The sequence below is a fragment of the Hymenobacter translucens genome, assembly GCF_020685205.1.
Taxonomy (GTDB): Bacteria; Bacteroidota; Bacteroidia; order Cytophagales; family Hymenobacteraceae; genus Hymenobacter; species Hymenobacter translucens.
The window spans coordinates 308,100-332,789 of sequence record NZ_JAJERB010000006.1; the positions used below are offsets into that span (position 1 = coordinate 308,100).

23 protein-coding genes are annotated in these 24,690 nt (G+C 64.6%); 13 read left to right on the plus strand and 10 right to left on the minus strand.

The genetic code is table 11. The features are described from left to right. Positions 1-199: 199 nt before the first annotated feature. Entirely contained in the window at positions 200-2,596 is a 2,397-nt protein-coding gene (pbpC, locus tag LJY25_RS15140; protein WP_227609191.1) for a penicillin-binding protein 1C, read from the minus strand. Positions 2,597-3,060: 464 nt separating this feature from the next. Between pbpC and LJY25_RS15145 the strand changes: the two genes are divergently transcribed. After that, positions 3,061-5,793 (plus strand): S8/S53 family peptidase, encoded by a 2,733-nt coding sequence (locus LJY25_RS15145; protein ID WP_227609192.1) that lies wholly within the window; start codon positions 3,061-3,063, stop codon positions 5,791-5,793. An 87-nt stretch (positions 5,794-5,880) separates the two neighbouring features. Here the strand turns inward: LJY25_RS15145 and LJY25_RS15150 are convergent, their stop codons facing one another. The 5 genes from LJY25_RS15150 to LJY25_RS15170 all read right to left on the minus strand — a co-directional run bounded on the left by LJY25_RS15150 (position 5,881) and on the right by LJY25_RS15170 (position 11,213). After that, positions 5,881-6,759: a hypothetical protein gene (locus tag LJY25_RS15150; protein ID WP_227609193.1), complete on the minus strand. Its 879-nt coding sequence runs from the start codon at positions 6,757-6,759 to the stop codon at positions 5,881-5,883. 167 nt (positions 6,760-6,926) lie between these two features. Then, positions 6,927-7,361: a hypothetical protein gene (locus tag LJY25_RS15155; RefSeq protein WP_227609194.1), complete on the minus strand. Its 435-nt coding sequence runs from the start codon at positions 7,359-7,361 to the stop codon at positions 6,927-6,929. Between the two features lie 261 nt (positions 7,362-7,622). Further along, positions 7,623-8,411 (minus strand): protease inhibitor I42 family protein, encoded by a 789-nt coding sequence (locus LJY25_RS15160; RefSeq protein ID WP_227609195.1) that lies wholly within the window; start codon positions 8,409-8,411, stop codon positions 7,623-7,625. Between the two features lie 152 nt (positions 8,412-8,563). Next, positions 8,564-9,622, minus strand: coding sequence for a response regulator (locus tag LJY25_RS15165; protein ID WP_227609196.1), 1,059 nt, complete (start codon positions 9,620-9,622; stop codon positions 8,564-8,566). Then, complete coding sequence (locus LJY25_RS15170; protein ID WP_227609197.1) at positions 9,600-11,213, minus strand: sensor histidine kinase; 1,614 nt, start codon at positions 11,211-11,213, stop codon at positions 9,600-9,602. Before LJY25_RS15170 ends, LJY25_RS15165 begins: the two co-directional genes overlap by 23 nt. A gap of 200 nt (positions 11,214-11,413) precedes the next feature. Here LJY25_RS15170 and LJY25_RS15175 point away from each other — a divergent pair, with 200 nt between their 5' ends. Next, positions 11,414-11,752 carry a YbbN family protein gene (locus LJY25_RS15175; protein WP_227609198.1) on the plus strand — a complete coding sequence of 113 codons (339 nt, stop codon included), beginning with the start codon at positions 11,414-11,416 and terminating at the stop codon, positions 11,750-11,752. Between the two features lie 125 nt (positions 11,753-11,877). Here LJY25_RS15175 and LJY25_RS15180 read toward each other — a convergent pair whose 3' ends face one another. The 4 genes from LJY25_RS15180 to LJY25_RS15195 form a co-directional block, all read right to left on the minus strand. Further along, positions 11,878-12,690 carry a universal stress protein gene (locus LJY25_RS15180; RefSeq protein ID WP_227609199.1) on the minus strand — a complete coding sequence of 271 codons (813 nt, stop codon included), beginning with the start codon at positions 12,688-12,690 and terminating at the stop codon, positions 11,878-11,880. A gap of 184 nt (positions 12,691-12,874) precedes the next feature. Further along, a complete protein-coding gene (locus tag LJY25_RS15185) occupies positions 12,875-13,174 on the minus strand; it encodes a cupin domain-containing protein (RefSeq protein ID WP_227609200.1) in 300 nt (99 codons plus the stop codon). 11 nt (positions 13,175-13,185) lie between these two features. After that, a complete protein-coding gene (locus LJY25_RS15190) occupies positions 13,186-13,560 on the minus strand; it encodes a group III truncated hemoglobin (protein WP_227609201.1) in 375 nt (124 codons plus the stop codon). Positions 13,561-13,602: 42 nt separating this feature from the next. Next, positions 13,603-14,076 (minus strand): hypothetical protein, encoded by a 474-nt coding sequence (locus tag LJY25_RS15195; RefSeq protein WP_227609202.1) that lies wholly within the window; start codon positions 14,074-14,076, stop codon positions 13,603-13,605. A 177-nt stretch (positions 14,077-14,253) separates the two neighbouring features. On the opposite strand from LJY25_RS15195, the gene LJY25_RS15200 reads away from it, so the two are divergent. The 11 genes from LJY25_RS15200 to LJY25_RS15250 all read left to right on the plus strand — a co-directional run. Then, positions 14,254-16,737, plus strand: a complete 2,484-nt coding sequence (locus tag LJY25_RS15200; RefSeq protein WP_227609203.1) for a heavy metal translocating P-type ATPase — start codon at positions 14,254-14,256, stop codon at positions 16,735-16,737. 11 nt (positions 16,738-16,748) lie between these two features. Further along, on the plus strand, positions 16,749-16,898 hold the full coding sequence (ccoS, locus tag LJY25_RS15205; protein ID WP_227609204.1) for a cbb3-type cytochrome oxidase assembly protein CcoS: 150 nt from the start codon (positions 16,749-16,751) through the stop codon (positions 16,896-16,898). 126 nt (positions 16,899-17,024) lie between these two features. Continuing rightward, positions 17,025-19,208, plus strand: a complete 2,184-nt coding sequence (gene ccoN, locus LJY25_RS15210; RefSeq protein ID WP_227609205.1) for a cytochrome-c oxidase, cbb3-type subunit I — start codon at positions 17,025-17,027, stop codon at positions 19,206-19,208. Positions 19,209-19,321: 113 nt separating this feature from the next. Then, entirely contained in the window at positions 19,322-19,522 is a 201-nt protein-coding gene (locus LJY25_RS15215) for a hypothetical protein (RefSeq protein ID WP_227609206.1), read from the plus strand. Continuing rightward, positions 19,516-19,767, plus strand: coding sequence for a hypothetical protein (locus LJY25_RS15220; protein WP_227609207.1), 252 nt, complete (start codon positions 19,516-19,518; stop codon positions 19,765-19,767). The genes LJY25_RS15215 and LJY25_RS15220 overlap by 7 nt, the downstream gene beginning before the upstream one ends. After that, on the plus strand, positions 19,761-20,645 hold the full coding sequence (locus LJY25_RS15225; protein WP_227609208.1) for a cbb3-type cytochrome c oxidase N-terminal domain-containing protein: 885 nt from the start codon (positions 19,761-19,763) through the stop codon (positions 20,643-20,645). The genes LJY25_RS15220 and LJY25_RS15225 overlap by 7 nt, the downstream gene beginning before the upstream one ends. Before the next feature lie 76 nt (positions 20,646-20,721). Next, on the plus strand, positions 20,722-22,131 hold the full coding sequence (gene ccoG / locus LJY25_RS15230) for a cytochrome c oxidase accessory protein CcoG (RefSeq protein ID WP_227609209.1): 1,410 nt from the start codon (positions 20,722-20,724) through the stop codon (positions 22,129-22,131). 50 nt (positions 22,132-22,181) lie between these two features. Then, a complete protein-coding gene (locus tag LJY25_RS15235) occupies positions 22,182-22,646 on the plus strand; it encodes a FixH family protein (protein ID WP_227609210.1) in 465 nt (154 codons plus the stop codon). Between the two features lie 70 nt (positions 22,647-22,716). After that, positions 22,717-23,475 (plus strand): sulfite exporter TauE/SafE family protein, encoded by a 759-nt coding sequence (locus LJY25_RS15240; RefSeq protein ID WP_227609211.1) that lies wholly within the window; start codon positions 22,717-22,719, stop codon positions 23,473-23,475. A 47-nt stretch (positions 23,476-23,522) separates the two neighbouring features. Beyond that, complete coding sequence (locus tag LJY25_RS15245; RefSeq protein WP_227609212.1) at positions 23,523-24,416, plus strand: universal stress protein; 894 nt, start codon at positions 23,523-23,525, stop codon at positions 24,414-24,416. A gap of 107 nt (positions 24,417-24,523) precedes the next feature. Further along, positions 24,524-24,690: coproporphyrinogen III oxidase (locus LJY25_RS15250; protein ID WP_394799972.1), on the plus strand; the 167-nt coding region annotated here is incomplete at its 3' end.

Sequence of the window (24,690 nt, forward strand, 5' to 3'; positions counted from 1 at the left end):
TGGTGCCGCTAGGTACTAAAAAAGCCCGGCCTTCGGAAGTTGGGCCAGTCGAAATAGTAGCTTAACCTGATGCCTGCTCCTGAGGAGTGGCAGAATGCCGGGCCGACAGCTTTACGCCTCGTTGCGGAATGGCCGCCTTGTAGGCCGAAAAAAGGGGTTTGCCACGGCCCAGGCCGGGTTTCGGCGTTGCTGGCGGCCCTTACAGCTCACTCACCGTCACGCGCACGTCGGTGTTGCGGCCGTGGTCGTCGGCGCAGGATATTTTAAGGTGGCCGGGGCCGGGCCGGAAGAACACCCGCTCGGTAGCGGCGGCAGCCTGCAGAAACTCGTCGTTCACGTACCAGTACACCTGCCGCACCTCGTTGTTGGTGGTGCAGCTAAGCAGCAGCAGCTGTTTTTCGCCGCGGCTGAGGACGTACTCGGTGCCGGCCAGGGGTGAGGTAATGGTGGGAGCCCGGTCCGCGCCGCCGCGAACGAGCTGGCAGGCGGGGTTGTGGGGCGGCAGGGCGCGGTAAGGCAGGTGCTGGGTTTCCTTGTAGGCCAGCACCTCGGGCAGCAGGTTCGGGTACAGCTCCCGCCGGTAGCCGGTAGCCGGCGCGCAGGCCCGGCAATACGCGTAGCGCCCGTCGGCCGATACCAGCACTTCCTTCTGGTGCTGGCAGCGCCGGCTGGCCGAGGTACCAGGCAGAAAGTAATCCATCAGCTGGTTGGGGCAGTTCTCACCCGGGGGCAAGCCCGACTCGGCGCACACCAGCCGGAAATCAAGCGAGGCCGGGGGCTGAAACCAGTTGTTGGGCGAGTTATAAGCCAGGGCATTGAACAGATCAAACAGCAGGGGCGTGGCCACGTCGGAGCCGGTGAGGGCCGGGGCGCCCTGCCCGCTGAAGTTACCCACCCACACCCCGATGGTGTAGTCGCGGTTGTAGCCGATGCTCCAGGCGTCGCGGCGGCCGTAGCTGGTGCCGGTTTTCCAGGCAATCTTGGGCAGGCGCATGCTGTTCTCATAGCCCACCGGTAAATCCGGCCGGGTAAGCTGAGCCAGGATGTCGGTGGTCAGGAAGGCGGCGGCGGGGGATACTAGCTGGGTTTTGTTTGAATTAGTAATTAGTAATTGAGAATTAGTAATTGATTCTCGGAACTGCTTTTGTTTCCTGATTTTCGAGCTGGCTGCTGCGTTCTTCATTACTAATTCCTCATTACTAATTTGGAAGCGGAGCGGAGCGGAGCTTCCCGAGTTGGCCAGGGTCACGTAGAGGTTGGTCAGTTCTTCGAGGGTGGCGCCGCAGCCGCCCAGAATGGTGCTCAGGCCCAGGCGCGGCGCGTTGCGGCCCACGGTTTTAAAGCCAGCCCCCCGCAGCTTGCCGGTAAAGGTGGGCACGCCCAGCTGGGCCAGGGTACGGACGGCGGGAATGTTAAGCGAAAAAGCCAGGGCCCGCTCTACCGTTACTTCCCCGCTGCAGTGCTTGTCGAAGTTCTCGGGCCGGTAGCCCTGAAAGTTGGTGGGCACGTCGGGCAGCAGCTGCTTGGGCGTGAGCAGGCCCTGGTCCATGGCCAGGGCGTAGAGGAAGGGCTTGAGCGTGCTGCCGGGTGAGCGGACCGCCTGCACGCCGTCGTTCTGGCCCTGGTGCAGGGCGTCGCGGAAGTCGGCCGAGCCCACGTAGGCTTCCACTTCCCGGGTGCGGTTGTTTACCACGAGTACTGCCGCGTTGCTGATGCCCAGCGCGTAGAGCCGGCGCACGTAGTTGCGGGTCAGGTCTTCGGCCTGGCTTTGCTTGGCCCGCTGCAGCGTGGTGCGGATGATGGCCCGCCCAGGCTGGGTTCGCACCAGCCGCCGGGCCAGGTGGGGGGCCAGGGCCGGGGCCGCGTGCCGCTCCACGTCGAGGGGCTCGAGCAGGGCATCGGCCACGTCCCGGGCCGGAAACAGCCCCTGCTGCCCGAACCGGCGGAGCCAGCGGTTTCGCTCGGCCAGCACGGCGGCGTTGTCGCGGCCCAGCACCAGGCCCCGCGGACGGTTCGGAATGATAGCCAGCGTCACGGTCTGGGCCAGGGAAAGGTAGTCGGGCGGCTGCTGGAAGTACAGCAGCGCCGCCGACTTCACGCCCTCCACGTTGCCGCCGTAGGGCACCAGGTTGAGGTAAAGCTGCAGAATCTCGGCCTTGCTGTAGTGGGCTTCGAGCTGCACGGCCCGGGCCATTTCCACCAGCTTATTACCCACGGTGCGCTCCTTGGGCTCGAGCAGGCGGGCCACCTGCATCGTGATGGTGCTGGCCCCGGTGGTGCGGCCGCCCCCGAACAGGTTGCGCCCGGCGGCCTGGATGATCGAGAAGGGGTTGATGCCGAAGTGAAAGCGAAAAAAACGGTCTTCCTTGGCAATGATGGTGGAGCGCAAAGCCGGGGTGATTTCGCGCAGCTCGGTTTTCAGCCGCCACTTCTGGGTGGGGTTCAGAAAAGCGTGGAGCACGGTGCCGTCGGCGGCCGTCACGACGGGCGAGTAAAGCGGGGCGGGCGGCACCGGAAACAGCCGGTCGAGGGCCAGCAGCACGAGCACGCCCGCCAGCAGCCCGCCGAGTAGCCGCAGTCCGATTCGCCGTTTCATGCCGAAAGATAGCCTGACGCCGGCCTGGAATCTACCGTGCAGCCACTGCATTTCGCCGGCCACGGGATAACTGGCCTGGCGTAGCGGCTACGCAAGCCGGTTCCGCTGGTCGGCCGGCGGACAGCGGTTCCCGGAATAGTCTAACGGGTTGGAAGTGAATTTGGTAAGACTGGAAACAGGGAATATCACTAAAAATCCGGTACGCTATACTTTTTTCAGCGGTTTCGCCCAGAGCTGCATTTAATTCAAATAAAAGCTCGGTTTTATAAAATAAATAGCCTGAAACCGCCATCCGGCTGTAAAAGGCACTCGTAAATAGTGCTCGACTCCCAGGCCGGTCTGCCTAGTTGAGCGCTATAAGCCAATGCAGGTAGAAACACGAATCTTGTTTTTGTCCTGTGTGAAGAGTCATGATCCTGCTTTCCTTTTTACTCCCTAATTCCAACCCTATTTCACACCATTACATGAGAAATAACCTCTTCGCAACCCTGCTGGTAGTAGGCCTCTCGGCCGGCTCCTCCTTTGGTCAGGCCACCGTCGACCCGGCCCTGCGCGCGGCTCTGACCACCAGCCCGACGGCCCAGGTGATTGTAACCTTTAACGGCAGCGGGGGGCCGCAGACCGCGGAGCTGAACCTGCTCCGGCAGCTTGGCATCACGCGCGGCATTACCTTTCAGGCGGTGCCTATTGCCGGGGTAGTGGCCACCGCCGCGCAGGTAAATGCCCTGGCCCAGAATCCAGCGGTACGGTCGCTCTACTTCAACAAGAAGCTCGACTACAACAACTACGACGACACCAACCTGACCGGCGTCAAGCGCCTCCGCGTCGACCCGCAGATGACCGCCCGTAACGGCGGCACCCCCGTTTCCGGCCGGGGCGTCGGCGTGCTGATCAACGACAGCGGCGTGGACGGTACCCACGATGACATCAAGTTTGGCCCCCACCTGGTGCAGAACGTGCTCGGCTCGACCAACCTGAACGCCGTGAGCACGCTGCTGCCCTTCACGCCGGTGGAAGGCGTCGCCAATACCGATACCAACTCCGGCCACGGCACGCACTGCGCGGGCACGGTGGGCGGCAACGGTGCCAAGTCGGGCGGCAAGTATGAAGGCGTGGCGCCCGGCGCCTCGCTGCTGGGCTACGGCTCGGGCGGTGCCCTGCTCGTACTCGACGCCATCGGGGGCTTCGACTACGCTCTTACCCACCAGTTTCAATACAACATCCGCGTAATCAGCAACTCGTTTGGCAGCAGCGGCGACTTCGACCCGAATGACCCGCTGAATGTGGCGACCAAGAAGTGCTACGACCGCAACATGGTCATCGTATTCGCAGCCGGCAACTCCGGCCCCGGGGCCGATACGCATAATCCCTACGCTATTGCCCCCTGGACCATTTCCGTCGGTGCCGGCGACCGGCACGGCCTGCTGGCTGACTTCTCCTCGCGGGGCGTAAAAGGCGAGCAGGGCACGTTCGTGGTTGATGGTCAGACCTGGACCTTTAAAAACGAGCCCGTGATTGTGGCGCCAGGCGTCGATGTCGTATCGACGCGCGCGGTGGCCCCAGTATCGTCGCTCGGTGCCGAGCTGGATGCGGCGGTACTGACGCCGGGTGAAATCCCGTTCTACACCCACATGAGCGGCACTTCCATGGCGACGCCCCACGTCGCCGGCGTAGTGGCCCTGCTGCTTGAAGCCCGCCCCTCGCTTACCCCGGACCAGGTGAAAGAGTTGCTGGAAAAAACCGCCACCAATATGCCCGGCCGCGAGTCCTGGGAAGTAGGGGCCGGCTACGTAAACGCATATGCCGCCGTAGACTATGCGTTCCGCTCGCCCGCCTTCGGCTCGACGGTGAATGCCAGCCGCCGCTTCAACAGCAGTGTAAACACGCTGAGCAACAGCATTCCCTTTACCATTAACTTCAACCCGGTCCTGACAACCGGCAACAGTCTGCCTTTCGAGGTAGCACCGGGTACCAACAGCCTGGAAGTGAAGATTGTATCGACGGGCCTGGAAGGGGAAACCGGCAACCTGACCAACCTCGTGCTGCTTGACCCCAACGGCGTGCGCTACAGCTCGGGTACGCCCGTCACCTTCACCCTGACCACCGACCGCAGCGTGGCGGTAGCCTCGCCCGTCGCGGGCACCTGGAGGGTACAAGTGGAAGGCGTGCGGGGCGTGGCCCTGCCCGAAACCGTGAACGGCAACATCGTACTGCAGTCACCCCGGGGCACGACCAACCTGGCCGACATCGTGGGCCACCCCGCCGAAGCAGCCATCAAAATGGCTGTGACCAACCGGCTGGTCGATGGCCTGGCCACCGGCTTCCAGCCCAACGCCCTGCTCACCCGTCTGCAGCTGGCCGACTACCTGCTGATGGGTCAGGGTGTGCGCCAGCTGCTGCCCACCACGGGCGCCCGCTCCTTTACCGACATCTCGAACGTGAATGACATTCTGCTGACGGAATCAGTTACGGCCCGTGGGGCGGCCCAGCGCGACCGGTTCCACCAGTTCAACGGGGTGATGCTGCCCACGGCGGCCGGTACCTTCTCGCCCGCCGGGGCCGTAAGCCGGGCCAGCCTGGCATACTCGCTGGTGCAGAGCCTGGGCTTCCAGCAGCAGGCCCTCGACCGCAACAGCCGCCCGCTTACGGTTACGGTAAACGGCCAGACGATTCCCGTTGACGATGCCGGCAGCATCCCGGCCGGCCTGCGCGGCTACGTCAGCGTTGCGCTGGAACTGAACCTCATCAATGCCTTCTACTCGGTTACGCAGGGCCCCTACGATCTGCAGCCCACGCTGCACGCCAGCTTCAAGCCCACGCAGAACGTGACCCGTGCCGACTTCGCCGTGATCGTGACCCGCACGTTCCCGCAGTACAATGCTCTGACGCAGCCCGCGGCCCGCTCCACGGCCAGCACCACGGCTACCACGCCGGCCTTCGTGACGACCGAGGCCGTAGCCTATCCCAACCCCTTTACGGGTGCCACCACCATCAGCTATTTCCTGGATGTGGACGGGCCGGTGAGCGTGGAGGTGTATAATACGATGGGCCGCAAGGTGCAGACCCTGGTCGCCGGGGCCGAAGCCGCCGGTCTGCACCAAGTGCAGTTCGATGGCAGCAAGCTGGCCCGCGGCACGTACCTGTTCACGGTGAAAACCGGGCAGTCGGTTTCCACGCAGCGCCTGGTGCTGCAATAAGCCAAACGAAGCCATTCAGAAAGCGGCCTGCTCCCCGGAGCAGGCCTCTTTATTTGCCGGTGCCTGGCCGGGCAAACTGTCGTCTGGTTACTCTTCGGAACCAGCGTACAGCGTTTCGCGGGGTGGAAACAGCCGGTCAACCAGGCGCACGAGGCGCCAGCGGGTGCTTTTCTGCCGCTGCTTGACCGGGGCCAGCCGGAAGTCGAACTGCGCGAGGGCGGCCAGCTCTTCGGCCACGGTGCGCTGCTGCAGATGAGACTCGAGCAGAAAGGCGGCAATGTGCTCATTCCACTCGTCCTTGGTGCTCCAGTAGTGCCCGATGAAGGGACGGGCCGGGTGCAGCGGATACGTTTTGTCCAGGGCTACCGACAAAGCAAACTGCTCGATCAGGCGGGGCGTGACCTGGCAGCGGCTGAAGTCGTCGCAGACGGCCAGGGCCAGGGCAATGGCCTCGGAGGCTTTGGCGGCCGGAATACCCACCACGCCCGCGTTCCACATGGCGTGCCGCTCGTGCAGCTGCACCCCACCAAACGTCTGCTGCCGGACCTGGGTCCACATGCGCTGCTCGGTCTTGCTGCCCAGCTCCGACAAAGCTCCTTCCCGCTCGTGCATAAACGCCTCGCCGTTGGTCAGACGAGCCTTTAGCTCGGCGGCCGAGCCGTGCAGAAAGGTGTCGGAGTCGAGATAGAGCAGGGGTACGCCGGGGTGCTGCCGGGCTACGGTTTCCAGGGCTTTGATCTTGACCCGCCAGAAAAAGTCGAACTCGCCCTTCCAGTCCCGCAGCGTGGCTTCGGCGACCGGCAGAATCGTGACCTGCCCGCTCAGGTGGCGGTAGAAATCGGGCGCGTCCGTCACCACCGTGATACCGTCCAGCGCTGCCGGCTCCCGCAGAAACGTGAGCATCGAGAAGTTGGCCTGGAAGTGGTTGCGGACGTTGGTGCCGAAAACGAGGTAGATCAGGTGCATGCGCGGCGGCCAGGGGCTTTAGCTGCCGCCCGGCCCGGTAAAGGTACTGGCGGGATGATAACCGCCGCGCCGGTGGGACGCGGAAAGCACCGTTCCCCTGACTGGTTTGTGCGCGCCAGGGCAGCCGGCTTCTGCCCCTGGCCTGATTCGTAAGCTGCTGACTCTGGCTACGGTTTCAGCAGCACCCAGTCGAAGCTGATGCCCTTGCCGGCTTCGCCCGCCGGTACCGGGTAAGGCGTCCGCTTGCCATCGGCGGCAACCATCATCAGCTGATCGTACGGAATAAAAACATACAGCCGGTCGCCAGGCTTGGTATGCTGGCCCATCCAGGTCACGTCGCCTGTGGAGTCGGTCATGATACGGGTGGGCGTCAGAGGGAGCGGGCCCCGCATCGGCGTTACCTGGGCTTCCTTGAAATAGTAGCGCACGTTGGCCGGGCAACCGGGGGCCGAACTGACGCGCAGGCGAAGCTTCCCCGCGAAGGGCGCGCCCTTCGCCGGCACCGGCTGGTTGTTGCTCCAGGCCTTCACCACCGGTGGGCAGGCGGACTGGGCAACGGCAGCCGTAGAGGCCAGGAGGGCGAGTAGCAGGAGGGGGTACATAAACCGGCGGTTAAGATGTGGATACGAAAAAAAGTATTCTAAGAAGGCACTTGCTGAAGATACAACACTAAATATGGTGGTTTGAGTATTCAGACTGCCTGGCTGAACACAGCGGGCGTAGCGGCGACTCGGGTCTAAGCTGGTACGGGTAGCCGGATGAAGGATATACCGTGAGAGAGGGCTCCAGGCCAGATCGAAACCCTCGACATTTGAAGCGCACGAAACCCGGGCCGCAGAGAAGCCCGGGCTCTGCCTACGGCCCTACTTGGGCGGCTCGGGCACTTCGACCTGGAGCTCGAAGTCGCGCACGGGCGGGGCATCGTTGTCGGTTATGCTGCGGTAAAGGAAGCGGACGGTGGTCTGGCCGGGCTTCAGAGCCTGAAACTGAAATGTGACTTCCTCGGGCGAGCCAGCTTTGGCTTTTTTCTTCCGGGCCTTTTTGCTTGGTGCGGCCGGAGCGCCGCTGACGAGCTTTACAATGTCGTCTTCCAGCGGCATCACCTCCCAGGCGTTGGGCGAGCCGGCGGTGGTGCTGAGCCTGATCTGTAGCTGGTCGCCCTGATTTACCTTAACCCGGCTGTGGTTGCCGTACTCGGTGATGTTCACGTTTTTGGCAACTCCGGGCTGGTCGATGGTGACGTAGACGTGGAAGTAGCTGCCCAGTGGGGAGTACCCGCCCCCGGGCACGGCGGCAATGAGCGTGAGGTCCAGGCCGCCGGTGCCAATGGCCTGGAAGCGCATCTGGTGCGTAGCCGGAGCGCCCGGTACGCCGCTGCTCACGCCGGGCAGGGCAGAGCTGCTCACGAACGTCAGCTGCCCGGGGTAGACCTGCGCCGCCCGCCAGCCGTACCGCGTCGAGGTGGGCAGGCGCACGACGAGCTGGTCGCCGACCCTGAGCTGCACCTGCTTGCCGTTGTCGGCGGCGGTAAGAGTCACGATGTCGGCCCGGGCCGGCAGCGCGAAAAATGCCGCCAGCAGGAAGCTGAGCAGAAAACGGGGTGTGAAGAAGCCGGTACGGAGTCGGCAGAATAGGCTTTTCGGGACTTTCATAATCATTCCGGCTGGCTGGACAGCGGTGGTCAGCCGCTGTCAGGTTACCGGAAGGGGTACGGTGCCCCGCCGAAAAGGCTTCAGTCGAGCTTGGGCGGGCGGTATCCTTCCCCGCCATTATCCGGCCCAGGTCACTACCGCCGAGTAAGTCGCTACCAGTTGCTGCGCCGCAGCTTTTCGGGCTGCAGGACCCGGATCAGCTTGGGGGTGAGCTCGATGATGCCGTCCTGCCGGAACTCGCTCAGGGTCCGGCTCAGCGACTCCGGCGCCGTGCCAATCAGGGCGGCCATGTCGTCACGGGAAAGCGGGATGCCGGGGTCGGCGGGGGAGAGGCGGCGGTACTGCTCGTGCAGGCGCAGCAGGGTGTCGGCCACGCGCTTGCGCAGGGAATTGTAGGCCATATCGAGCAGCAGCTCCTCCTGCTCCCGCACCCGTCCGGCCAGCAGCCGCACAAACTGCCGGCTCACCTCGGGATTGCGCAGCAACAGCTGGGTGAAGTCATCGGCCGGAATGTAAAGCAGGGTGGCATCCTCGACGGCCACGGCGGTGTCGTGGTGGGGCGTGCCTTCGAGCAGGGACTTGTAGCCGAAAAAGTCGCCGGTTTGGTAAAGGCCGGTAATCAGCTCCTTGCCCGCGGCGGTGGCTTTGCTGGTTTTCACCCGCCCGGCCTGCACGAAGTACAGGCGGGTGGCCTCGTCGCCCTCGGCGTAGACAATCTGCCTGCGCGGCACGGAGTGGGGCCTGCGGTCAGTTGTCAGGCTGTCGAGGCTGCCCACGGCGCGGGCATCGGTCAGAAATTCCTCCAGCCCCCCGGCCTGCAGGTCGTACTCGGGCTTGAGGTGCTGGAAGCGGGAGAGGCGACCGGCAATGGCGCTGAGCAGCTCCGAGCTGTCGAAGGGCTTGGTGAGGTAGTCGTCGGCGCCCAGCTCCATGCCCCGGCGCAGGTCGGTGCGCTCGGTTTTGGCGGTCAGAAAGATAAACGGCACCCCGGCCAGCTGCGGGTTCTGGTTGAAGATGTGCAGCACTCCGTAGCCGTCGAGCACCGGCATCATAATGTCGCACACCACCAGGTCAGGCCGGGTGGTCAGCGCCTTTTCCACCCCAATCTTTCCGTTTTCGGCGGTGATGACATTGTAGCCCGATAGCTCAAGAATTTCGGCGGTATTCTCGCGAATCAGGTCGTTATCCTCAATCAGCAGAATGGTCTTCATAGGGAATGGTTAAGGTGACGGTGGTGCCCACGTCCAGCGTGCTCTGCAGGTCGATGGTGCCGTGCATCAGCTCCAGGTACTTGGCAATGATGTAGAGGCCCAGGCCGGTACCGGGCACGTTGGTGACGTTGCGGGCCCGGAAAAACCGCTCGAACAGCCGCTCCTGGTCTTCCTGGGAAATGCCCACGCCCTGGTCCTGCACCCGCAGGCGAAGCTGCCCGTCGGCGCAGGCGGCCTGCACCGTCACCACCGAGTTTTCGCCCGAATACTTGATGGCGTTGGAAAGCAGGTTTACCAGAATCTTGCGCAGCAGCGACGAATCCAGCCACAGGTCCCGGGGGCAGCTGACTTCGGGGGCAATGGTCTGCCCGGGCTTAAGCAGGCCCTGCACGTCGGCAATGGTGTCCTGTACGAGGTCGGGCAAACTCAGGCGGGCGGGGCGGGCTTCCACCTTGCCTTCCTCGATGCGGCCCACCGACAGAAACTCTTCCAGGATGTCGTTCAGGTGGTTTACGGATTGCCGGATCCGGTCCAGGTGGCGCAGGCGCTTGTCCTGTTGCTCGGTGGCGGGGTATTTCTCAATGAGCGAGGCGGAGGTGAGCACGGCGGTAAGCGGGGTGCGGAATTCGTGCGAAGCCATGCTCACGAAGCGCGACTTCAGCTCGCCCAGCTCCTGCTCGGCGGCCAGCGCCTTGGCCAGCTCATCCTTGCGCTGCTCGAGCTGCTCCAGGGTGCTGAGCAGGGCATGGGTGCGGTCAGCCACTTTCTGCTCCAGCTCGGCGTTGAGGCGCTCTACCCGCTGCCGCTCGGCAATCAAAGCTAGGTCAGCGTTGCGCTTGTAGGTGATGTCGAGCACGTAGGACACCACGAACAACTCCTGGTCGAGGTAGAAGTAGCTCAGGCTGACTTCCACCGGAAACACCGAGTTGTCTTTGCGCCGGGCTTCCAGGTCGCCGCGGTGGGCGCCCATAGCCCGGACTGAAGGCCGCTCGTTGAACGACTCGCGCAGCTTCTCGTGGTGGGGCCCGCCGCCCATGGGCACCAGCACCTCGATCTGCTGCCCGGTCAACTCGCCCTCGGCGTAGCCAAACTGCTGGTGTGCCATCTGGTTGGCCGTGACGATGGCGCCGGTCCGGTTGCAGACGATGATGCCGATGGTGGCGTTGGCAAACACAGCCTCGAACCTGCGCACACTCTGGGCCAGCTCCCGCTCGGCCTGCTGCAGGCGGGTCTGCTCACTGAGCCGCACCAAGTAAAACGGTCTGCCCTCAACTTCAAAGTAGATGAGCTCGATGCGGGCTTGAATTGGCTCGGCCTCGGGCCGGCTGATGGTGGTTTCCACTTCCTGACGGCCGCTGCGGCGGGCTCTTTCCCGTAGCGCGGCCCAGTCGTCGGCTGAGAAGGAGGGAGTGGGCAGCGTGCGGCTCGGCTCGTCGAGGAAGGCCTGCTCCGAGGGGTAGCCCAGCAGCCGGACGCCGGCGGGATTCACCTGCGTAAACCAGCCCCGGGTGGCGTCATACACGCCCACGAACTCGGCGGCCTGGGTGATGAGTACGTCGGTGAGGGCGGTGGTAAACGGGCTAAGAGACATGCGGCGGCTCCGGCGAAGCAGGTGGTGATGGGACTGATTTTACGGCCTTGACCCGCTTTGGGCGGTGCGGAGGCGGCCAAAGGTCCGCAAAAAAGCCACGTTAGCGGTGGTTGACAAATGTCAAGGATAGGCTTGAGGATGCTCATGGAGGCGCCCGGGGCGGGACGGTAATTTTACGCTGTTCTTCAACTTATCCGCTGATGCCCCCTTCTTCATCTTCCACCCTGATGCCCCCGGAAGCGGCCGTGCTGCTGGTGCTGGTGCCGTTGCTGCCCCCGGACGAAGTCTCGCCCGGGACGCTGAGCCAAGCTTCGATTCGTGCCCTGCAGGGACGGCTTGGACCGGCTATCCGAGTGCTGAAAATCGACGAAGCCAACTACCCCGACGTGGTCCGCAGCTTCGGCACCCCCGGGCTGCCGGCCTGCGTGCTGGTACGCCAGGGCGTAGAGCTGTGGCGGCAGCAGGGCCTGCCCGACGATGAGTCGGCCGTCTGCGAGCTGCTCGAGGCCGCTCGCACGTGGCAGCCTGCCCACGGGTAATGGTGCAGCTATCCGAATGGTCCTCGCCGGGGCCGCCCAAACCTCTGATCCAACAAGTACAAACAGCTCCCCCATGATTCGGCCTTGGGGGAGCTGTTTGCTTGGGCAGAAATGCACCCCAGTTGCTATTCCACCGGCAGCACCAGTACCGGGAGGGAGCAGTGAAGCAGTACCTGGGCCGTAACGCTGCGGTGAAACAGGCGGCCCAGCACGCTGCGCCGCCGGGCCAGCATCACCACGGCATCATAGTCGCTGCTTTGGGCGGTGGTCAGAATGCCGTCGGCGGGATTGTCGGTGACGACCTGGAGCACGTGAATTTTTGTCATTTCCGCCGTCAGCCCTGTTTGGGTTGCTGCGTCCAAGGCGGCCGCGGAATCCCGGGCCTCCGGAGCGCAGTGCAGCACGGTCAGCTCGGCCTGCAGACCGCTGAGCAGCTGGCGGGCCGGGCCGGCAAACTCGCCCAGGGTGAACGGCTCCCCGTCCACGGCCAGCAGCAGGCGGCGCGGAACAGAGCTGCCGGACCGGGAGGGCGGTACGACCAGCAGGGGCGAGGGCGCGTTCTGCAGCAGATCCAGGGCGGTGGTAGACGTCAGCTCATCGGGCAGCTCTTCGCGGTCGGGCCGGCCCAGCACGACGAGGGCGGGCTGGAGCCTGCTTACCGCATCCAGCACGGCGGGCAGCACCCGGCCGTGGCTTACTTCCGCCACTGCCGGCACGGGCAGATCCTCCGTCAGGCGGGTGAGGGCCAGCTTCACGGCGGGCGGACTCAGATTGGCAAGCTTTCCGGTGAGGGCGTCGGGGTCCAGCAGGGAGTCGCGGCGGACGTGCAGCAGCACCAGCTGGGCACCCAGGGGCGCGGCCAGGCCGGCAGCGTAGTCGAGGGCGCGGCCGGCGGCCGGGAAGAAGTCGGTAAGCACAAGCAGGGTGGGGGCTTTCACGGGGTAGCTGAAAAGAGAGTGAGCAAAAAACCAGTGAGCGGCAGCGTAGCCGACTCGGATTGCAGAAGCAAAATTCGCCTTCCCGCCGGGCTGCTGCCATGAGCAAGCTCATGCTGGTGGATGATCTTCACCCGTCCGGCACAACCTGGCCTACACCCCCGGCAGGCGGTGCCGGGGCAACTGCTTACAGGTAAATCAGCGCCTGGGCGGCTTCCTCGCAGTAGAGGGCGTGCTCGGCACCGGCCGGGAACACTACGTAGTCGCCGGCCTGAAATAGCCGGGCGTCGCCGGCCACGGTGATTTTCAGCTTGCCGGACAAAACCACCACGAGCACGTCGTGGGGGGCATGGTGGGGCGCCATGCCCTGGCCGGGCTCGAAGCTTTTGCGCAGCACGCGGTGGTTTTCGCGCTTGAGCAAGACGTGGTTGGGTTGCTCGGGTCGGGTGTGGGGGCCAGCCAGCAGGCTGCCGTGGGCAATTTCCATGGGAAACGGGGTTAAAGAATGGAAAGGGGATTGGGCCGCAGGCGGGCCTCGAAAATCTGGGCGATGCTGCCGGCCCGCAGCTTGGCCAGCTCGGCCACCGGCCCGGCAAACAGGTCGTCTACCGTAGCCAGAAACAAACTCAGCCAGCGCTGAAAGTGGGTGCCGCCGATGGGCAGGGGAATGTGCTTGAGAAACGGCCGGCCCTGGTAGCGCGTGGTGTGCAGCAGCAGGCCGCTCCAGAAGTCGTACATCCGCGGCAGGTGGGCGGGCCAGTCGACGTGGGCCACGTCATTAAACACCGGCGCCAGCAGGGCATCGGCATTCACCTTGTCGTAAAACGTATCGACTAATAGCTTGATATCGGCTTCGGTTTGAATATCGGACATGGTTCGGGGAGCTAGGAGTTGCTGCGCAGGAGTCAGGAGAGGTTAGGCGACCTGCCTGATTTGCGGGGTTGGCTCCGCGTACGGGGTAAGGGCGAAGTAAGCCAGCGTGGCAGTGCCAAGCAGCAAAAGCAGCTTCAGGGCATCGGCTACGATGTAAAGCAGGTGCTGGTAGTTCGGCGGCGGGGCATTGCCACTGAGCAGGGCCTCGGCGCGCACGTCGAGGGCGGGCAACAGCCAGAACGTCTGCAAAAGCAGAATCAGCCCGAGTAGCCCCAGCCCGAGGGCCACGCGCCGCGGCACGCGCAGGTAGCCGGCGCTGATAATGGCCAGGGCGCAGAGCCCGATTTCCACTTTGTTCAGGGCATGAAACACGATGCGGCCGATGCCCACGCCCAGCGCTACGGTGATGTGGGGGGCCGTGAACTTGAGCGGGGCCTCCAGAAAAGAGATGCCCGCCACCATGCCCGCCCACACGAACAGGGAGGCCACGAGCAGAAGAGACAGAAGCTGACGCATGACGGATAAAGACGGGGGAGCGAGGCCGTTGCGGCGGGCTTACCGCGGGGTGCGGCACAAAGGTCCGGGCTCCGGGCCGGAAAACGCGCTAACATAAATCATCCCCGGCCTTGATTCTGGTCATCGGACCGGGCGCGTCGGCGCCGGAGCTTTGCCGCTGAACATACCGCGCCTGCCGTGCCCGCCTTTCTCGACTCTCCCGCCACCCGCGTTGCCTGCGCCCACTGCGGCGACGATTGTCCGCCGAAGCCATTGCTACTGGATGTCAAGCCGTTCTGCTGCGCCGGCTGCCGCACCGTGTACGAGCTGCTCGACGCCAACAACCTGTGCACCTACTACCAGCTCGACGAGAAGCCCGGCCTGAAGATCAAGGACGTGGAGCTGCCGGGCCGCTTCGACTACCTCAACTCCGAAACCGTGCAGGACCAGCTGCTGGCATTTAAGTCGGAGGAGCGGGCCCGGCTGACGCTGATGGTGCCCCAGATGCACTGCACGTCCTGCATCTGGCTGCTGGAAAATCTACCCCGGCTCAACCCCGGCATCGTGGAGGCCCGGGTACAGTTTCTGCGCAAGGAAATCACTATCACCTACCTGCAAACTGAAACCAGCCTGCGCGCCGTGGTGCAGCTGCTGGCCTCGGTGGGCTACGAGCCCCGGATTACCCTGGCCGAGCTGGGCGCCCAGCCCCACCGCGCCGCCCGCACGCTCTACTACCAGCTCGGGCTGGCCGCGTTTGCGTTCGGCAACGTGATGCTGCTGGCCTTGCCCGACTACTTCTCGTTCGTGGAGGATCTGCAAGCGGAGTTCGGGCGGTTTTTCGGCTACGTGAGCCTCGGGCTGGCTCTGCCGGTGCTGCTGTTCAGCGCCCGGGGCTTTTTCCGCTCGGCCGGCCAGGGTTTGCGGCAGCGCTACATCAACCTCGACTTTCCCATCAGCCTCGGCCTAGCCTCTCTGTTTGCCGTGAGCTCCTACGAAGTGCTGACCGGGCGCGGCGCGGGCTACTTCGACTCGTTCACCGGGCTGGTGTTCTTTATGCTGATCGGCAAGTGGGTGCAGCAGCACACCTACGACGCGCTGCGCTTCGACCGCGACTTCACGTCCTACTTTCCGGTAGCCGTAACCCGCCTCACAGCCGAAGGCGAGCAGTCGATTTCGGTGAAGGAGCTGCGGAAAGGCCACCGCATCCGGGTGCGGAACCAGGAGGTGGTGCCCGCCGATGCGGTGCTGCTGCGCGGGGCCGGGCAGATTGACTACTCGTTCGTGTCGGGGGAAAGCACGCCGGTGGCCCGCGCTTCGGGCGAGCTGGTGTACGCCGGCGGGCGGCAGCTGGGCGAGGCCGTAGAGCTGGAAGTGGTGCGCGAAGTCAGCCAGGGCTACCTCACTCAGCTCTGGAACAACCCGGCCTTTGCCAAGGAGGAAAGCCACCGCAGCCTTGAAACTTACGCCAACCGCGTGGGCCGCTATTTCGTGGCCGTGACACTGGTGCTGGCGGCCGGCACGCTCGTGTATTGGGGCCCGCGCGACCCGGCCATGATGTGGCGGGCCTTTACCTCGGTGCTCGTCATTGCCTGCCCCTGCGCGCTGTCCCTGGCGACGCCCTTTGCCTTGGGCGCCGCCCTGCGGGTGCTGGGCCGCCACAAGCTCTACCTGAAAAACGCCGCCGTAGTCGAAACGCTCGGCCGCGCCGACACCATCGTCTTCGACAAAACCGGTACGCTCACCGATGCCGGGCAGGCGGACGTGCGGTACCAGGGCCGGCCGCTGACGGCCGCCGAAAAGCAGCTCGTTGCCACCGTCGCCGCGCAGTCGACCCATCCGCTCAGCCAGCGCCTGGGCCGCGAGCTGGGGGCTGGTAGGCTGACGCTGATGCAGTGTGAAGAGCAGCCTGGCCAGGGCATCAGCGCCACGGCAGCCGATGGCAGCACCGTCCGGCTCGGGGGCGCGGCGTTTGCGGGCAGTAGCGCGGACTTTGGCTTTGCCGACCCTGCGGTTGTAGCCCGCGTGTCAAACGGTTCGCAGCCGCGCGGCCTCCAAAGTCCGCGCTGCGAAGCCCCCGAAACCCGGGTGTACGTAGCATTCAACGACGAGCCGGCGGGCTACTTCACCTTTGCCAACGTGTACCGCCCGGCCCTGCCCGCGGTGCTGGCGGCGCTGGGTCGCCGCTACCGCCTGGCCGTGCTGTCGGGCGATACAGACGCCGAGCAAACCCGTTTGCAGCTGCTGTTGGGGGAGGATGCCGAACTGCGCTTCCACCAGTCGCCGGCTGACAAGCTGACCTACATTGCTGCCGAGCGGGCCCGGGGCCGCACCGTGGTCATGGTCGGCGACGGGCTGAACGATGCCGGGGCCCTGCGTGCCGCCGACGCCGGCATTGCCCTCACCGACACGCTCACCAACTTCTCACCCGCCTGCGACGCCATCCTGGACGCCGAACAGTTCGGGCGCCTGGCTACGTTCCTGGCGTTTTCCCGGTCCTGCCTGCGGGCCGTGCTGGCGACGTTCGTGCTGTCGTTCTGCTACAACGGCTTCGGGCTGGCCCTGGCCGTGCAGGGCCAGTTCACGCCCATCCTGTCGGCCATCCTGATGCCCATCAGCTCGCTCAGCGTGATGCTGGTAGCGACGGTTCTGGTGCGACGGGCGGCGCGCCGGCATCAGCTTTAACCTCTTCCGTTATGACCATCATCTTTTTGCTGATCTGCATCAGCCTGCTCGTGGCCCTGCTGTTTCTGGGCGCTTTCCTCTGGGCCGTGCGCAGCGGGCAGTACGACGACGAGTACACGCCCTCGGTACGGATGCTGTTCGACGAGGAGGAAGCCCCGTAACGCGGACTTAGTCGTCCGCGCCACGGGGCGGGATGACATCAATCATGTCCGGGCTTGACGCAGGTCATACGTTCCGGAACCGGGCCGGAGGACCTTTGAAGCAGTAAAACACTTACTTCTTCGCTCATGCAGGTCGCCCCCATTCCGCCCCTCGCCGCTCCCGAGCCGCCCCAGGTCAAGAGCCGTGTTTCCCGGGCCGTCGACGAGTTTTTCTACGATAACCGGATTGTCCGCGACTTCGGCATTGCCACCGTGTTCTGGGGCATTGCCGGCATGCTGGTCGGCATTCTGGCGGCGTTCCAGCTGGCCGTGCCGGAAGCCAACATGAACACGGCCGTCACCACGTTCGGCCGCATCCGGCCCCTGCACACCAACGCGGTGATTTTCGCCTTCGTCGGTAACGGCATCTTCATGGGCGTGTACTACTCGCTGCAGCGCCTGTGCAAAGCGGCCATGTACTCCAAGGTTCTCAGCCGGATCCACTTCTGGGGATGGCAGCTCATCATCCTCAGCGCCCTGATTTCCCTGCCCCTGGGCTACACCACCAGCAAGGAGTACGCCGAACTGGAGTGGCCCATCGACATTGCCATCACGCTGGTGTGGGTGGTGTTTGGCTGGAACATGTTCGGCACCATTGCCCGGCGGCGGGAGCGACACCTGTACGTGGGCATCTGGTTTTACATTGCCACCTTCCTCACGGTGGCCGTGCTGCACATCGTGAACTCGATGGCGGTGCCGGTGAGCTTTATGAAAAGCTACTCGCTGTACGCCGGGGTGCAGGACGCGCTGGTGCAGTGGTGGTACGGGCACAATGCTGTGGCCTTCTTCCTGACTACGCCCTACCTGGGGCTGATGTACTACTTCCTGCCCAAGGCCGCCGGCCGGCCGGTGTATTCCTACCGCCTGAGCATTATTCACTTCTGGTCCCTGATCTTCATCTACATCTGGGCCGGCCCCCACCACCTGCTGTACACTGCCCTGCCCGACTGGGCCCAGAGCCTGGGCGTGGCCTTCTCCGTGATGCTGATTGCCCCGAGCTGGGGCGGCATGATCAACGGGCTGCTGACGCTGCGCGGGGCCTGGGACCGGGTGCGCGAGGAGCCGGTGCTCAAGTTTCTGGTGGTGGCCATTACGGCCTACGGCATGGCCACCTTCGAAGGGCCGATGCTGAGCCTGAAGAACGTCAACGCCATTGCCCACTTCACCGACTGGATTGTGGCCCACGTGCACGTCGGCGCCCTGGGCTGGAACGGTTACCTCACTTTTGCCATGCTGTACTGGCTGTGGCCCCGCCTGTACCGCACCGGGCTGTACTCGCGCAAGCTGGCCAACGCCCACTTCTGGCTGGGCACCATCGGCATCCTGTTCTACGCCCTGCCCATGTACTGGGCTGGCTTCACCCAGGGCCTGATGTGGAAGCAGTTCAACGGCGAAGGCATGCTGCAGTACGCCAACTTCCTCGAAACCGTGCTCCAGCTGGTGCCCATGTACTACCTGCGCGGCATCGGCGGGGTGCTCTACCTGAGCGGGGTGTTTCTGATGATGTTCAACCTCATCAAAACTGCCAAAGCCGGCACGCTGCTGGCCGCCGAGAAGGCCCACGCCCCGGCTCTGGTACCGGCCGAGCTGGTGGAAGAGCACCTGGGCGGACACTGGCACCGCTGGCTGGAGCGCCGCCCCCTGCAGCTGGCTGTGGGCGCTACCGTTGCCATCCTGATCGGGGGCGCGGTGGAGATGATTCCGACCTTTCTGGTGAAGTCGAACGTGCCCACCATTGCCGCCGTCAAGCCCTATACCTCGCTGGAGCTGCAGGGCCGGGACCTCTATATCAAGGAAGGCTGCTCGAACTGCCACACCCAGATGGTGCGCCCCTTTCGCTCCGAAACCGAGCGGTACGGCGAGTACTCCAAGGCCGGGGAGTTTGTGTATGACCGGCCCTTCCTGTGGGGCTCCAAGCGCACCGGCCCCGACCTGCACCGGTTGGGCAGCAAGTACCCGCACTCCTGGCACTACAACCACATGCTTGACCCCACCAGCATGTCGCCCGGCTCCATCATGCCGCCCTACCCCTGGCTGTTCGAGAACGACATCGACTACTCCACGCTGCCCGAGAAGATCCGGGTGCTGCAGCAGTTGGGCACGCCCTACCCCGCAGGCTACGACCAGCAGGCCGTGGCGGACGCCCGCCGCCAGGCCGACGGCATCGTGCGGGAGCTGCGGAAAGAGGAAATCGAGGTGAAGTCCGACAAGGAAATCGTGGCCCTGATTGCCTACCTCCAGCGCCTGGGCACCGACATCAAAGTGAAATAGATTCTGGGGGGTTAGGGGCCTGGGGTCTTGGATGAAGGACAACCGAAACCTGACTCGCTCCTCTGGCCAAAAACCAAGACCCCAATAACCAAGACCCCAAGCGACCCTACGCCATGCACAAGAACGTCTTGCAATCCATTGCCGGCATCGAGATCTATCCGCTCATCTCCCTGGCCATCTTCTTTCTCTTCTTCCTGGGTTTGCTGCTCTACGTGGTGGTGGCCAACCGCCAGCACCTGCACGCGATGAGCCAGCTGCCCCTGCTCAGCAACGACGAAACCCAGCCCTACCTCGAATCCGACGCGCTATGCTAACCCGCCTCATGCTAATTGCCCCGGCCCTGCTGCTGAGCACCCTGGCCTTCGCACAAACGTCCAAGCCCGGCCCCACCGGTTCGGATTTCATCTTCTGGCTACTGGGCGCGCTGTTGGGTCTGGTGCTGCTGATGGTAGCCCTGACCGGCGCCTCTATGGCTCTGAGCGGGCCCCGCCGACCGGTCTCAGCGCCGGCCCCCCGTCAATCAACCACCCCAACCGAGGAAAAAGCTGCCGTATGCTAGCCTGGTTTCGAAAAGCCCCCCCAGCCGCCGGCCTGCTGGCGTTGTTGCTCTCGGCCGGTCCGGTTCTGGCTCAAACGCCAGCGGCCCCGGCCAAGCCCGCTGGCCCCGACGCCCAGATGCTGCTGTTCTGGTTTCTGCTGAGTACGCTGGCCCTGGTGCTGATGGTGTACGTGCTGGTATTCGTGCTGATTGTGGTCAAGCTCAAGCCCCTGCTGCGCCGCCTCTACGAGATGCCCACCGTGCAGGAAACGTGGAGCGGCAAAGTAATCGGGCTGCTTATCGGCGACGCCCGCCTGGTAACCGGGGAGTATAAAGACGAGCTGTTGGGCCACGAGTACGACGGCATCTCGGAGTTTGACAACGACCTGCCCCCGTGGTGGAAGTACGGCTTCTACGCCACCATCGTGTTTGCCTTCGCCTATATGGGCTACTACCACCTGGGCGGCAACGGACAGCTGCAGACGGCCGAGTACGAAACCGAGATGCAGCAGGCGGCCCTGCTGGTTTCGGCCGACGCCGACGACCCCAACAAGCTGACCACCTATGCGGCCCTCACCGGCCCGGCCGACCTGAGCGCGGGCAAGTCCATCTACGCCACCAACTGCGCGCCCTGCCACGGGGCCAGCGCCGAGGGCAAAGTGGGACCCAACCTCACCGACGACTACTGGCTGCACGGCGGGGAAATCAACCACGTCTACAAAACCATCAAGTTCGGCGTCACCAGCAAGGGCATGGTGGCCTGGAAGGGCAAGCTCGCCGGCAAGCAGATTCTGCAGGTCGCCTCCTACATCGAGTCCCTGCGGGGCTCAAACCCGGCCGGAGCCAAAGAGCCCCAGGGCGAAAAGGAGGCCGGCAGCAAGCCCCTGGCCGCGAAGTAGCGCGGACGTCTAGTCTGCCCCACACTATCAGCTAACCATTCCGGCGCTGGCGACAACGTCTGCGCTACCTCTCCCGATGCCCGTAACCACCTATCATCCCGACGACGCGTTTCGCGACTCCATCGCCACGGTGGATGCGGCGGGCAAGCGCGTGTGGCTGTATCCGAAAAAGCCCAGCGGACCGCTGTACCGCGCCCGGAAGTGGATCAGCTACGGCCTGCTGGCGCTGCTGTTTGCCGGCCCCTGGCTGCGCCTCAACGAGCTGCCGGTGCTGATGCTGAACCTGCCGGCCCGGAAGTTTATCATCTTCGGCCAGATCTTCTGGCCCCAGGACTTCTTTATTCTGCTGGTCGCGGCCCTGGCCTTCGTGCTGTTCGTGATTCTGTTTACGGTGGTGTACGGGCGGGTTTTCTGCGGCTGGGTATGCCCCCAGACCATCTTTCTGGAAATGGTGTTCCGCCGCATCGAGTACTGGCTTGAGGGCGACGCCGCCCAGCAGAAGGCCCTGGACCGGGCCGAAATGAGCTGGAACAAGCTCTGGCGGAAAACGGCCAAGCACGCGCTGTTTCTGCTGATTTCGTTTCTGATTGCCAACACCTTCCTGGCCTACATCATCGGCTCCGACGGCCTGGTGGAGCTCGTCACCGCCCCGCCCCGGGAGCACCTGGGCGGGCTGGCCAGCATGGTGGTATTCACGGGCGTGTTCTACGCCGTGTTTGCCCGGTTCCGGGAGCAGGTCTGCACCATTGCCTGCCCCTACGGCCGCCTGCAGGGCGTGATGCTCGACAAGGACAGCCTCGTGGTGGCCTACGACTACCCGCGCGGGGAGCCCCGGGAAAAGCTGCGCAAAAACCAGGCGCGCACCGCCGGCGACTGTATCGACTGCCACCAGTGCGTGCAGGTGTGCCCCACCGGCATCGACATCCGCAACGGGCCCCAGCAGCTGGAGTGCATCAACTGCACCGCCTGCATCGACGTCTGCAACAACATCATGGACCTAATCGGCAAGCCCCGGGGCCTGATCCGCCACGCCTCGGAAAACAACATTGCCGAAGGCACCCGCTTCCGCCTCACGGGCCGGGTGAAGGCCCTGTCCGGCGTGCTGCTGCTGTTGCTGGTGGGCCTCACGTTCCTGCTGGCCTCCCGCTCCAACGTCCAGGCCACGGTGCTGCGCACGCCCGGGCAGCTGTTCCAGAAAACCGACCGGGGCACCATCACCAACCTCTACAACGTGTCGGTCATCAACAAAACCAACCACCCGTACCCCATCACCCTGCGGGTGCTGGAGCCGGCCGGCGCCACCATCTCCCTGGTTGGCAAAGACGCGCTGAGGCTGCCCGCCCAGGGCATGGCCGAGGGCGTGTTCTTCGCCGAGCTGCCCAAGCCGGCGCTGCGCACCACCAATCAGCAGATCCGCATCGGCGTGTTCAGCCGCGGCCGGCTGATTACGGAAACCAAAACCAAGTTCCTGGGCCCACCCCGGTAGCGCGGACGCTGTCGTCCGTGCCCGCTACGCCCGCTCCATTTCCTGCTCCCATGACAACTTCCCCACGCACTATCTGGCCCTACGCCATCATTGCCGCCTTTGTGCTGTTTGCCGGCTACATCGGCTTTATGGTGCAGCAGGCCATGCGCATCAGCGTGGACCTGGTCAGCCCCGACTACTACCAGCAGGAGCTGGCTTACCAGCAGCGAATGGAGTCGGTAGCTCGCACGGCAGCCCTGCCGGCTCCGGTGCAGGTGCAGTACGTACCCGCCGATGAGCAGCTGAGTCTGGAGCTGCCCGCTTCCCTGGCGGGCCAGACCGTGCAGGGCACCCTGCGCTTTTTCCGCCCCTCCGACCAGAAGCTGGACTTCAGCCTGCCGTTCGCGCCCACCGGGCAGCCGGCGCAGCAGCACCTGAGTACCCGCAAGCTCCGGCCCGGCTACTGGCGCCTCCGTCTTGATTTCAGCGCCGGCACCCGGCAGTACTTCGTCGAAAAAGAGCTGACGATAAAATAAAGGAGTTTGTGAGCGTGGTAGCCAAATGCCCCTCACGACTTCACCGCAACGCAGTCTCACCACTTCCTCAATGCTCTGGGCAGGTTTCCTTTTCGGGTTGGTCGGCGGCTTTCACTGCGTGGGCATGTGCGGGGCCATTGCCCTGGCTTTGCCCGGTGCGGGAGGGGCGAGTTGGCGCTACGTGGCCGGCCGGGTACTCTACAACCTGGGCCGCGTCACGACCTACTCCCTGCTCGGCGCAGCCACCGGGGTGCTGGGGCAGGGACTGCGCCTGGCCGGCTGGCAGCAAAGTTTGTCCCTGCTGTCGGGCGCGCTGATTCTGGTGCTGGTCGTGACGCCGGAGCACTGGCTGGGCCGCGCCGCCGCCTTCTTCGTCCTCGACGTGGTGCTGGCCCGGGTGAAGCGCCGGCTGCTGTATTTCTACCAGCAGCCTTCCCTGGGTGCCCTCTACGCTACTGGTCTGCTCAACGGTCTGCTGCCCTGCGGGCTGGTGTACCTGGCCCTGGCCGGAGCGCTAAGCGCCACGGGCGTAGCGGGCGCGGCGGCCTACATGGCCCTGTTCGGCCTGGGTACGCTGCCGCTGATGCTGGTCTTCTCCCTGACCGGGCAGCTCGTGCCGACCGCGTGGCGCCTGCGGATGCGCCGGGCCGTGCCGGTAATGGCGGCGGTGCTGGCCGGGCTGTTCATTCTGCGCGGGCTGGGCCTGGGCATTCCGTACCTGAGCCCCCAGCTCAGCCCGGCGGCTACCATTATGGTCGGGGCCAACGGTCAGCCGGCCACCATGCACTACTGCCACGACGGGCCGGCGGCCCCGGCCCCGTCGCGCTAAGCTTCTTTCCTTTTCTTCTACTTCTTCGCGCTTCGGCGCCCACCGTCATGCAAACCATTCTTGTTCCCATCGACTTCACCGCGGCGTCGGAAAATGCGCTGATCTACGCCAATAAGCTGGCCGTGCGCCTGCCCGCCGAAATCGTGCTGGTGCATGGCAACGCCGGCGCGGCCCTGACCCAGGAGGAGCGCAACGGCCTGCTGGCCCGCCTCCGGGCCCTGGCCGAGCGCCTGCGGTATCAGCAGCTGACCCGGCAGAGCGGGCGGCGCATTGCCTACCACTACCACCTGGCCGGCGAAACGCTGCCCGCCGGGCTGGAAGTGCTGGTAGCCGGCTACCGGGCCGAGCTGGTCGTGATGGGCATGACGCTGGCCGACTGCGCAACGGCTACGGCCGCGGGCACTCCCTTCACCCTGCTGCCCGAGAAGGTGAGCTGCCCGGTACTGATTGTGCCGCCCGGCCACCACGAGCTGCCCAGCCAAGTCGTTGTGTCGGCTGATTTTACTTCATTCGACACCCGGCAGCTGGCCCGCCTCACCGACCTGGGCCGGACGCCCGCCGCTCACTTCGACCTGGTGCAGTTCCATGCGCCCGCCCGCACCGGCCTGGCGGCGGTGAAAAAGGCTCTGCTGCGGGCCCGCGCCAGCCTGCGTTCCGCCGACGTGCACCTGCGGGCTGAGGAAGACATCCTCGAAGACCTGAGCGAGTTCTGCGCCGGGCAGGAGGCCCAGCTGCTGGTCGTGGCTACCACCGACGGCTGCCTGACCCGCCGCTTCTTCCACCCGCACTATACCCAGACCAACGCTTACCACCTGCGCATTCCGGTGCTGCTCCTGCCCACCAGCACCCTGCCGACCACGGCCTGTTGCGCCCAGTGCGGACTGCGCCAGGCCGCCGAAGCCCGCTTCCACGCCCGCCTATCGACGGCGGGCCGGCACTAGCAGAAACATCATCGGAACGCGAACTGATTTTCAACATATCATCTGAGTTACCTATGCTTACCGAAGCAACTCCCGCGTATGCTGCCCGCGCTACTGTAGAAGCCTGGATGCGGCAGTTTCAGAACTGGCTGTGCCGACAGCTTGAAGCCGCCGACGGGGCCGGTACTTTCCACGAAGACCGCTGGACCTACGAGAGTGGCGGCGGGGGCCGGAGCCGGGTGCTGACCGGCGGGCAGATCATCGAAAAAGGCGGGGTGAACTTCTCGGCCGTGGC